At 41.9% G+C, this 9,355-nt stretch carries 5 protein-coding genes; 4 read left to right on the top strand and 1 reads right to left on the bottom strand.

Translation table 11 applies throughout. The features are described from left to right. A partial coding sequence (locus tag ABID29_RS02420; protein WP_354364136.1) for a helix-turn-helix domain-containing protein occupies positions 1–353 on the bottom strand: 353 nt, incomplete at its 3' end. Between the two features lie 611 nt (positions 354–964). Between ABID29_RS02420 and ABID29_RS02415 the strand changes: the two genes are divergently transcribed. From ABID29_RS02415 to ABID29_RS02400, 4 genes are all read left to right on the top strand, one after another. Continuing rightward, positions 965–2,410, top strand: coding sequence for an amidase (locus ABID29_RS02415; RefSeq protein ID WP_354364135.1), 1,446 nt, complete (start codon positions 965–967; stop codon positions 2,408–2,410). Between the two features lie 207 nt (positions 2,411–2,617). Continuing rightward, positions 2,618–3,511: a transporter substrate-binding domain-containing protein gene (locus ABID29_RS02410; protein WP_354364133.1), complete on the top strand. Its 894-nt coding sequence runs from the start codon at positions 2,618–2,620 to the stop codon at positions 3,509–3,511. Positions 3,512–3,543: 32 nt separating this feature from the next. After that, the gene (locus ABID29_RS02405) at positions 3,544–4,215 is read left to right on the top strand and encodes an amino acid ABC transporter permease (protein ID WP_354364132.1); all 672 of its coding nucleotides are present in this window, start codon (positions 3,544–3,546) and stop codon (positions 4,213–4,215) included. A 172-nt stretch (positions 4,216–4,387) separates the two neighbouring features. After that, on the top strand, positions 4,388–9,181 hold the full coding sequence (locus ABID29_RS02400; RefSeq protein ID WP_354364131.1) for an MAG6410 family transglutaminase-related lipoprotein: 4,794 nt from the start codon (positions 4,388–4,390) through the stop codon (positions 9,179–9,181). Positions 9,182–9,355: the final 174 nt, after the last annotated feature.

Genomic DNA, 9,355 nt, shown 5'->3' with positions numbered 1-9,355 from the left:
TCCTCTTGATAGGCTTCAAAGAGCAGACTAGTCGTCACCATCTCACCAGCGTCATGTGAACTGTCTAGGATTTTCTTGAAAAATGCCTGTTCTTGCTCCACTGTGAGATAACTCCGATGTCTCCCACCTCGAGTTTCTTTAACGATGGCAGATAAGCCTTCCTTAAAATACTTATCGACCTGATTTTTGACAGTCTGTGGCACATAGCCTGTTAAATCGCCAATTTTCTGAAAGGACAAACCTTCTGAACGTAAAAGAATGGCTTGAAGACGGCGATGATAAGGCGCATAGCTTTGATTTTTCAAAGCTGCTTTTAACTCGTTAAGGTTATCTTGGGTGAATAAGTTTGTCATGTCTCTATTATAACATCTATTTTTGATTTTGTTTTAGTATAAGAGGAGAATCTATCGACGTAAGCACGGCCAATGACGATTTTGACAGGAGCGATAACTGTTTCGGGTAGGTCTTGGCGTTTAGGGAGAAAAGTGAGAAAAAGAGATGCTGTGTTTATCGTGGGTTTTCAAGGGAATTTTTAATGGGCTGTGCTATACTAGAATCAGATAAATAGAAATGTGCTAGAGTGTGTTGGATAAAGGTCAGGAAATAGATTGGGTTTATTCCTATAGGAAAAGCCCCGTTGCTCAGAGCAGAGAAAGCAAGAGCAGTACAGGGCTTTGAGAAGCAAAAGTAATGCATTAACTTGAAGCGCATGTTCGATTGTTAGCACCTGTATTCCTAAAGATGATTTGGCCAATGGCCACTTTTTACTTCTTTTCTAGGTGGATTTTTGCAGCTATACTGGCTGTATAGCTGGGAACAATTAATAACGGATGGTTGACAAGTGGCAAGGTGCGTTGAAGACAGGTTTTAGATGATACGAAAAGCAGAGCCTAGTCACTTTCTTAAGAGTTTGGCCTATTTTCGTTTTCCATCCACTCTATTTTGCTATTTTTGGAAAGGAGTTTTGATGTATCAAGATGCTACAGCAATGGCCATGGCCGTTCGTCATAAAGAAGTTTCAGCTAAGGAGTTGGTAGAAGAAGCGATTGCTAAGATCGAAGCACTCAATCCAGCCATTAACGCTGTTGTTAACAAGCAATATGAAGAGGCAATCAAGCGCTCACAACAAGCTTTTTCTAAGGAGCAACCATTTGCAGGGGTTCCAATCTTACTCAAGGATTTAGGTCAAAATCAGGCTGGTCAGCCTTCAACATCTGGTTCACGCTTATTTGCGAGCTACCGTGCCCAGCAGACGGATTATTTAGTCCAGCGGTTTGAAGCATTGGGCTTTATCATTCTCGGGCGGACCAATACGCCAGAATTTGGGTTTAAAAATATCAGTGATAGTAGCCTTCACGGACCTGTACATTTACCGATGGATCTCAGTCGCAATGCAGGTGGATCAAGTGGTGGAGCGGCAGCAGCCGTTTCCAGCGGCATTGTACCACTGGCAGGGGCCAGTGATGGTGGAGGCTCTATACGAATTCCGGCTTCTTTTAATGGCTTGATTGGCTTAAAAACCAGCCGTGGAAGAATTCCTGTAGGGCCAGGCTCCTATCGAGGTTGGCAAGGGGCTTCGGTGCACTTTGCTTTGACCAAATCCGTCAGGGATACGCGCCGATTGCTTTATTACACACAAACCTGTCAGATGGAAAGTCCTTTTGTTTTACCGACCTTGTCGCAGGAGACCCTTTTTGAAAGGAAATGGCAAAGGCCACTTAAAATTGCGTATTCAGCCTTGTCACCTATTGGGCAAACGGTGTCCAGAGAGGCTGTTGCTGCGGTGGAGGGGGCAGTCTCCTTTCTTTCTCAAATGGGACATGATTTAATCGAGCTAACCGATTATCCGATAGACCATATAGATTTGATTAAAGACTACTATGTTATGAACAGCGTGGAAACAGCAGCCATGTTTGACACGATTGAACAGAGCTTAGAGCGTCCGATGACACCTGATGATATGGAGCTGATGACTTGGGCGATCTATAAAAGCGGCCAGACCATACCAGCTAAACAATATAGTCAAACCTTGAATCATTGGGATCAGTATACCGCGCAATTCGCTGCTTTTCATGAGAATTATGACCTCCTTTTGACGCCTACTACCGCTGGAGTTGCTCCTAAGCATGGCCAGTTTACGCTTTCAGACAACTTACAAGAATCCTTGCTGGCCATGGGAGAATTTCCAATGGAGCAACAACAAGACTTGATTTGGGAGATGTTTGCGGATAGTCTGGCTTGGACGCCGTTTACCATACCAGCCAATTTGACAGGTCAGCCAGCCATTTCCCTACCGACTTACCGTAATGAGGCCGGCCTTCCAATCGGTATTCAGTTCTTGGCAGCTAAAGGCAGAGAAGAGTTATTGCTTCAGGTCGCAGATTTGTTTGAAGGAGCTGGTATGATTTAAATTTGTGAAATAAAAGACATTTTTGGAAACAACAGCTAAAGTTCCTTTGTAATACAAGTTTTTTTAAGTTCTTGAAACCGAAAGATTGTGAAAAAAGTTAAGCAGAACAGTTGAGAATTAGGTGGGGATATGATATATTAAAACGGTTGGCTCGCTGTTTCTGGGGAAATGGTAGCCAATAAATAAAATATATGGGAGACTCTCCAAGTGAAAAAGAAATTATTGGCTTCATTAGCAGCCCTTAGTGCTGCTGTTCTAGTAGGTTGTGCAAATACAGCCAAGGATACCTCAAACAGTTCTGGTACAGCTGAACCAACGGCTTGGGAACAAGTCCAAGAAGCTGGTGTCTTAAAAGTAGCAACACCAGGAACCCTTTTCCCAACGAGCTATCACAACGATCAAGATGAGCTTATTGGCTATGAAATTGATATGCTTAATGAAGTCGGCAAGCGTTTAAACCTTGAAATTGAATACCAAGAAATCGGTGTAGCAGAAGCCTTTGCATCGGTTGATAGTGGTAAGGTTGACATTGCCGTTAATAACTTTGACATTACACCAGAGAGAGAAGAAAAATACAATTTTTCAATCCCTTACAAATATTCTTACAGCGGGATGATCGTACGTGAAGATGGTTCTTCTGGAATTGGTGCCGCTGACCTCAGTGACTGGAAAGGTAAGAAAGCTGGTGGTGGCGCAGGTACGCAGTTTATGAAAATTGCTAAAAAATTGGGAGCTGAGCCAGTTATCTATGACAATGTGACCAATGATGTTTACCTTCGCGATGTGTCGACCGGGCGGACAGACTTTATTCCAAACGACTATTTCACACAGGTGATTGCGGTTAAATTTATTACGTCTAAATTCCCTGACATCAAAGTAAAAATGGGTGATGCGAAATACAATCCAAACAAATCAGGGATTGTAATGGCTAAAGGTGATGACAGTCTGAAAAAAGAGCTGGACAAGGTGCTGGAAGAAATGCTGGCTGATGGCACGCTCAAGGCTATTTCTGAAAAATACTATGCAGGTCAAGACTTGACTCAACCAGCTGAAGGAGCAGAAGACCTACCAGTTGTTGATGTTTCAGATATTAAAGATTAACCCGGGCTTTTTAGCCTCAAAAGGAGAAGGAAATGATTAAATGGGAAGCCATTTTTGATCTCTCTTTAGTTCCAGAAGCCTTGCCAAAGATATTGCAGGGATTACCTTATACCTTAGGTCTTTCTCTGATTGGCTTTCTTTTGGGGACCATGGTAGGCTTCTTTGTCGCTTTGATGAAGATGTCGAAAATTGCGCCAATTAGGTGGTTGGTCAATATCCATATTTCCCTGATGAGGGGAACACCACTGATGGTTCTACTTTTTTTGATTTACTATGGCCTTCCCTTTGTCGGGGTCGAATTGGATGCGATTACGGCGTCCATCGTAGCTTTTACCATGATGTCCAGTGCCTATATTGCGGAGATTATTCGCTCGTCGCTTTCAGCGGTTGACTCTGGTCAATGGGAAGCCGCTAGAGCGTTAGGGATTAAGACACCAACGATTTATCGTACCATCATTATTCCCCAAGCCATTCGAATCGCTATTCCTCCATTAAGCAATGTTCTACTGGATATGGTCAAGACGACGTCAGTGACGGCTATGATCACTGTTCCTGAAATCTTTAACATGGCCAAGCAGGTCGGTGGTGCTAAGTTAGACTATATGACCGTTTATATTTTGGTGGCCTTGGTTTATTGGGTGATTTGTACGCTCTATGCAATTGGTCAGGCTCAGTTGGAAAAGAAACTTGCCTATAGCGCTTAAGCCTTATCTTATGGAGATCGAAAAACAGATGGAGATATAATCCGTCTGTTTTTTGATGGTGAAAAAAACAGATAAAAAATAGATAGAGATGACATGCCATTTACTCAAAAAAGTTATAATGAGTAAGGTATATTGATTCCAAAAAAATATAGAATCAGGTTAGGAGTATTCAATGAATTTTTATCAAAAAACAGAGCCTCAGAGACGCTATGCCATTAGAAAAACGAGTGCCTGTGTTGGATCAGTTTTGATTGGTTTTTTCTTTTTAGCTGGAAATATGCAGAGTGTTCAGGCGTCAGAAAACACCCCTGAAACAGTTGCTCTTATCTCACATTCAAATGCGACAGTAGATCAAGATGGCCTTGGCCAAACAGCGGCTAGTGAAGAGATTGATCAGCCTATTGAAACACCCCAAACGAACCCAGTTGTAGTAGCCGAAGAAGTTTCTGAAGAGCCTCTTGCGGCTGATGATGTGATGACAGCTGAAGAAACTCCCAAAGTAATTGAAACCTCTCCTGAAGAAGTTAAGAAAGCTATTTTAGAAGCTCCTGCGCCGAACTATTACGAAGATGAGCAATACGAGCTTTCACAAAAAGAAGTAACCGTTAAATATAATGAAGGAGTAAAACTAGAACTAGTATCCCGCACTGGAAATAAAGAAAAGCCATCCGAAATAAACTGGTATGTGCGGGTTAACTATCCCAAAACAGAAGTCTATAGCCCTGAGAAGACAACCATCATAGGTGAAGACAATACGGACCTTCTTCACCTCGACAAAGATGGAACGATTACGTCACTAAACAAGCATGTAAAATCTCAGACAGTAGAGCTTTGGGCTGAACACAATAAACATCTGTACCGTGCCCTAGTCAAGTTACCAGGAACCGAGGAGACGGAAGCCATTCGCCAAGATGAGGAGGCTAATAAGGAAGCCGAGAAAATCGTCAAAGCATTCGAAAATTTATCTGATGTTGAGAAAGCCAAGGCTGCTCACGATTGGCTAGTCGATAATGTGGAGTATGTCACTCGACCAGGTGAGGATCAAAGTGCCTACTCTGCTTTGGTTGAGAAAAAAACTGTTTGTGCTGGTTATGCCAAAGGCTTCAAACTTTTGATGGATAAGATGGGGATTCCGTGTCACACAAAACACGGAAAAATCGATATCGGAGAATATCATCTTTGGAATATCATTGAACTCGATGGGGAATGGTATCATGTGGATGCTACTTGGGATGATTTGAGAGGTCGTGATTATCATAGTCAAGAACATTTTTTAATCACTAATAAAGATTTTAAGCTAACCCCTAGAGCTAAACGAGAGTACTCAGAAGTTCATGAAGATAAAATGGGTGAACGCTATAGATTTTACGGATTTGAACAAGATGGAATTTTAGCAAAAACTGAAACTGAGGTTGCAAATGTTTTAGCGAGACAATATCATGAGACTACTGCCAATGTTAAGCCACATATTTTCAAAGTAATGGCTCCAAATAACATTTCTCAGAGTAAAGTTCACGATAAACTAGCCAATCTTTTACGTCATGAACTATTTCAAACACACATCGTTCGCTACGGTGGTTACAATCTTTATCGTATTCAAGCAAGAGTTTTCCCTACAAATGAAGAATTAAATAAGAAACCAATAACTGTTGATAGTATCACACCGGTTGCAGCTGCAGAAAACGAAAGATTATCGACAATCACAGTAAAACTAAAGCAACCATTAGAACTTGATGCAGGGAATGTCATCGTTAAAGATGCTAGACTTACAAATGTTATTAAAATCAGTGATAATGAATACAAATTAACACTTGACAGTCCAAAATCAATGGCAGATAGCCAAATAGAACTAAAGTTAGCAAAATATGGGTATCAATTTGACAAACCTGTACATAAACTGAATATCCAATCAAGGCGCCATGAACAGCCCAATGCAACATTCACCGCTACAGGAGAAAATACTGGCTATCTCGAAAATGTTAAACCTGGCATGGAGTATCGCATCGGACAAAACAAATGGACTAAGATTGACCAGAATCGTATTGAATTAAAAGATATAAGCACTGTTGATTTTTATGTACGTATGCCAGAAACATCTTCGGCATTTGCTTCACCGATTCAGTATTTAGAAATTAAAAAAGCAACCGATCCAGATACAGTTACGGCGAAGAACGCTCAAATCGTTGGTGTAAATACATCAATGGAATATCGCTTGAAAAACAGTGGTAAGTGGGTAGATTGTACATCCAATATTTTATCAAGATTGGTTAAAGGTGACTATGAAATCCGCACCAAGGCTACTGGTGAATATTTAGCTTCTAACATTAAAACCGTTACCGTAACGGAAGGACTGGACGAAACTGAGACAAATGTCACCAAACAAGAAGCCGAGGCAATACGTAAGTCTGAAGAGAAAAAAAGACGCAGAAAACGTCAAGTCGAGCCTGAGCAACAAGCAACCCAAGAACCTGTTTCTCCTCAAGTAACGGAGACAACCGATTCTACCACCGAGAAACAAGACGTTGTTACAACAGAGGAAATTATTTATAAAAGAGATGAGCGTGTTCTTGAGCAACAGTTGAAAACCGATGTGACTTCAGAAGAAGCACAGAAGCGCGCCCATGAGTTTGCTGAAGCAAAAGCCGTCGAGAAAGTAGCAAAAACACAATGGGTACAGGGTGTCAATGTTGAAGACCATGAGTTTGTTAAGGTTACAGAAACAGACGCAGAATATTTTGTCACTAAGCATTCTGCTGGTCAAGGATGGTATGACATCAATAAGAACGGTCATGATGATGGCGATCTTTGTGCCGGTGCCGTGGCAACGAATATGTTACACTGGTGGGTTGACCGAAACAAAGACTACATTGATCGCTATTTGCATGAAAATAAAGACAACGGCACATATACCGTTCGAGATACAAATTTTGATTTTCGGAAAGCTCGCGAGGTCTACACAGGTGAGAAAGGATACAGTGACCAAAGCCGATTCTTTGACATTGTAAAACAAGCCTTTCCGCACAGTGCTGTATGGACAAATAAAATATTGGACCTATACATAAATGGATATGGCTACAATCAAAGCTCTAGTATGCAGAACCCTCCTGTAGAGAAGGAGAAATTAACAAGTAAAATCAATTTCTTCAGAAATGTTTTCGGAGGAACACCGTTGACACATTACGAAAGCATCCATAGTCATAGTCAATTTAGCGAGAGCATCAAAACAGCTTTAGAGCAAGGAAAAGCCATAGGTGTTGCCTATTATCATAACCCTGACGCTGCTGGTCATATCGTAACTGCATGGGGAGCAGATTTCGATGAATCTGGAAAAGTTATAGCTATCTATGTTTCAGACTCGGATGATGGTGACGAGCCTGTGCTAGGAGACCAAAAGAGCCAGGTAGGACTCCGGCGCTATCGAGTTGAGGAACATGGAGGTAAGCTCAGATTAACTAGCCGTAAGCAAGAAGGTTTCGGTTCTTATATCGGATTCATCAACACTTTATCTCAAGGTACGGAAGACTGGAAAAAGTACTTCAAAAATGAAGAGACTAAAACAGGAAAATTAGTAGCGCCAGAAGAAGCACCAGCTAAACCGGAATTTTCAGAAATGGATATCCTTCGTGCCGAAGCCGAACGCGAAGCTGAACGTAAAGCTCAAGAAGAACAAGCTCAACGCGAAGCTGAACGAAAAGCTCAAGAAGAACAAGCTAAACGTGAAGCCGAACGTAAAGCGCAAGAAGAGCAAGCTAAACGCGAAACCGAACGCAAAGCGCAAGAAGAACAAGCCAAACGCGAAGCTGAACGTAAAGCTCAAGAAGAACAAGCTAAACGCGAAACTGAACGTAAAGCTCAAGAAGCCAAACGTGATGCCGAGCGTAAACTGGCTGAAGAAAAAGCGCGTCAAGAACAAGTAAAACGTGAGCAAGAAAAAATGGCAAAACAAGAGGAAGCCAAACGCGAAGCTGAACGTAAAGCTCAGGAAGAACAAGCCAAACGTGATGCCGAGCGTAAACTTGCTGAAGAAAAAGCGCGTCAAGAACAAGTAAAACGTGAGCAAGAAAAAATGGCAAAACAAGAGGAAGCCAAACGTGAAGCTGAGCGCAAAGCGCAAGAAGAACAAGCTAAACGCGAAGCTGAGCAAAAACTTGCTGATGAGAAACGAAAAGCCGAAGCTGAACGTAAAACTCAAGAGGAACAAGCCAAACGCGAAGCTGAACGAAAAGCTCAAGAAGAACAAGCTAAACGTGAAGCCGAACGCAAAGCGCAAGAAGAACAGGCCAAACGCGAAGCCGAACGCAAAGCGCAAGAAGAACAGGCCAAACGCGAAGCTGAACGTAAAGCTCAAGAGGAACAAGCCAAACGCGAGGCTGAACGTAAAGCTCAAGAGGAACAAGCCGAGCGCAAAGCCAAAGAGGAGAAAGCAAAGAGAAACCAAACTGTAGCCTCCAAAGTGAAGGTCAATCGTAAGCATACTCCCATGAAACTAGCTGAAATAGACAACGGATTGCAAGAAGTTCACAATGAGAATCTTACTCGCCAGGGCGATAGAGTAATAGATCGCTTAGAAAGTTCAATTAACGCGAAGAGTCTGTCTAATGTTGAAAGTCGACTGACAGCAGAAAGTGAGCAAAAAGAGCCTCAAGTTTTATTGTTGGCGCCAGTAATAGCAAGCCAGCAATCGGCTGTTACCCAAGCTTTAGTCGAGGATAAGCCAAAAGAGGTGACACTCAAGACAAGTGATAAAAATCTGGAAGGAACAGATAAGAAGACCGAGCAGATAGAAAAATTACCTGCGAAAACACCCCAATCTACCCAAGGAGTTTCTCAGAGAGTCGAAAACCTTTCCCAAAAGAAAACTAGAAATGGGCAAGGGTCAACGGCTGGGTTTATTATACCAACTATCTTGGCAGGTATTTTACTCTTTATCATGGCTTATCTGAGAAGAGGCAATAAAAAGGAATAGATACTTTTTAAAGTGATTAAACATTAAGAGTGATTCTCTGGATTTAGTGACTTCAATCGATGTGAATGAGGTTACGTTTGTTCACGATTAAGCCAGTTTAAACCATAAAACCACCCTAGATCTATCATTCTAGGGTGGTTTTTTCAATAATATCTTGTTACACTTAAAACGCAT

The organism is Streptococcus rupicaprae, assembly GCF_040545225.1.
Taxonomy (GTDB): domain Bacteria; phylum Bacillota; class Bacilli; order Lactobacillales; family Streptococcaceae; genus Streptococcus; species Streptococcus rupicaprae.
This window is presented reverse-complemented; position numbering and strand designations above follow the sequence as displayed.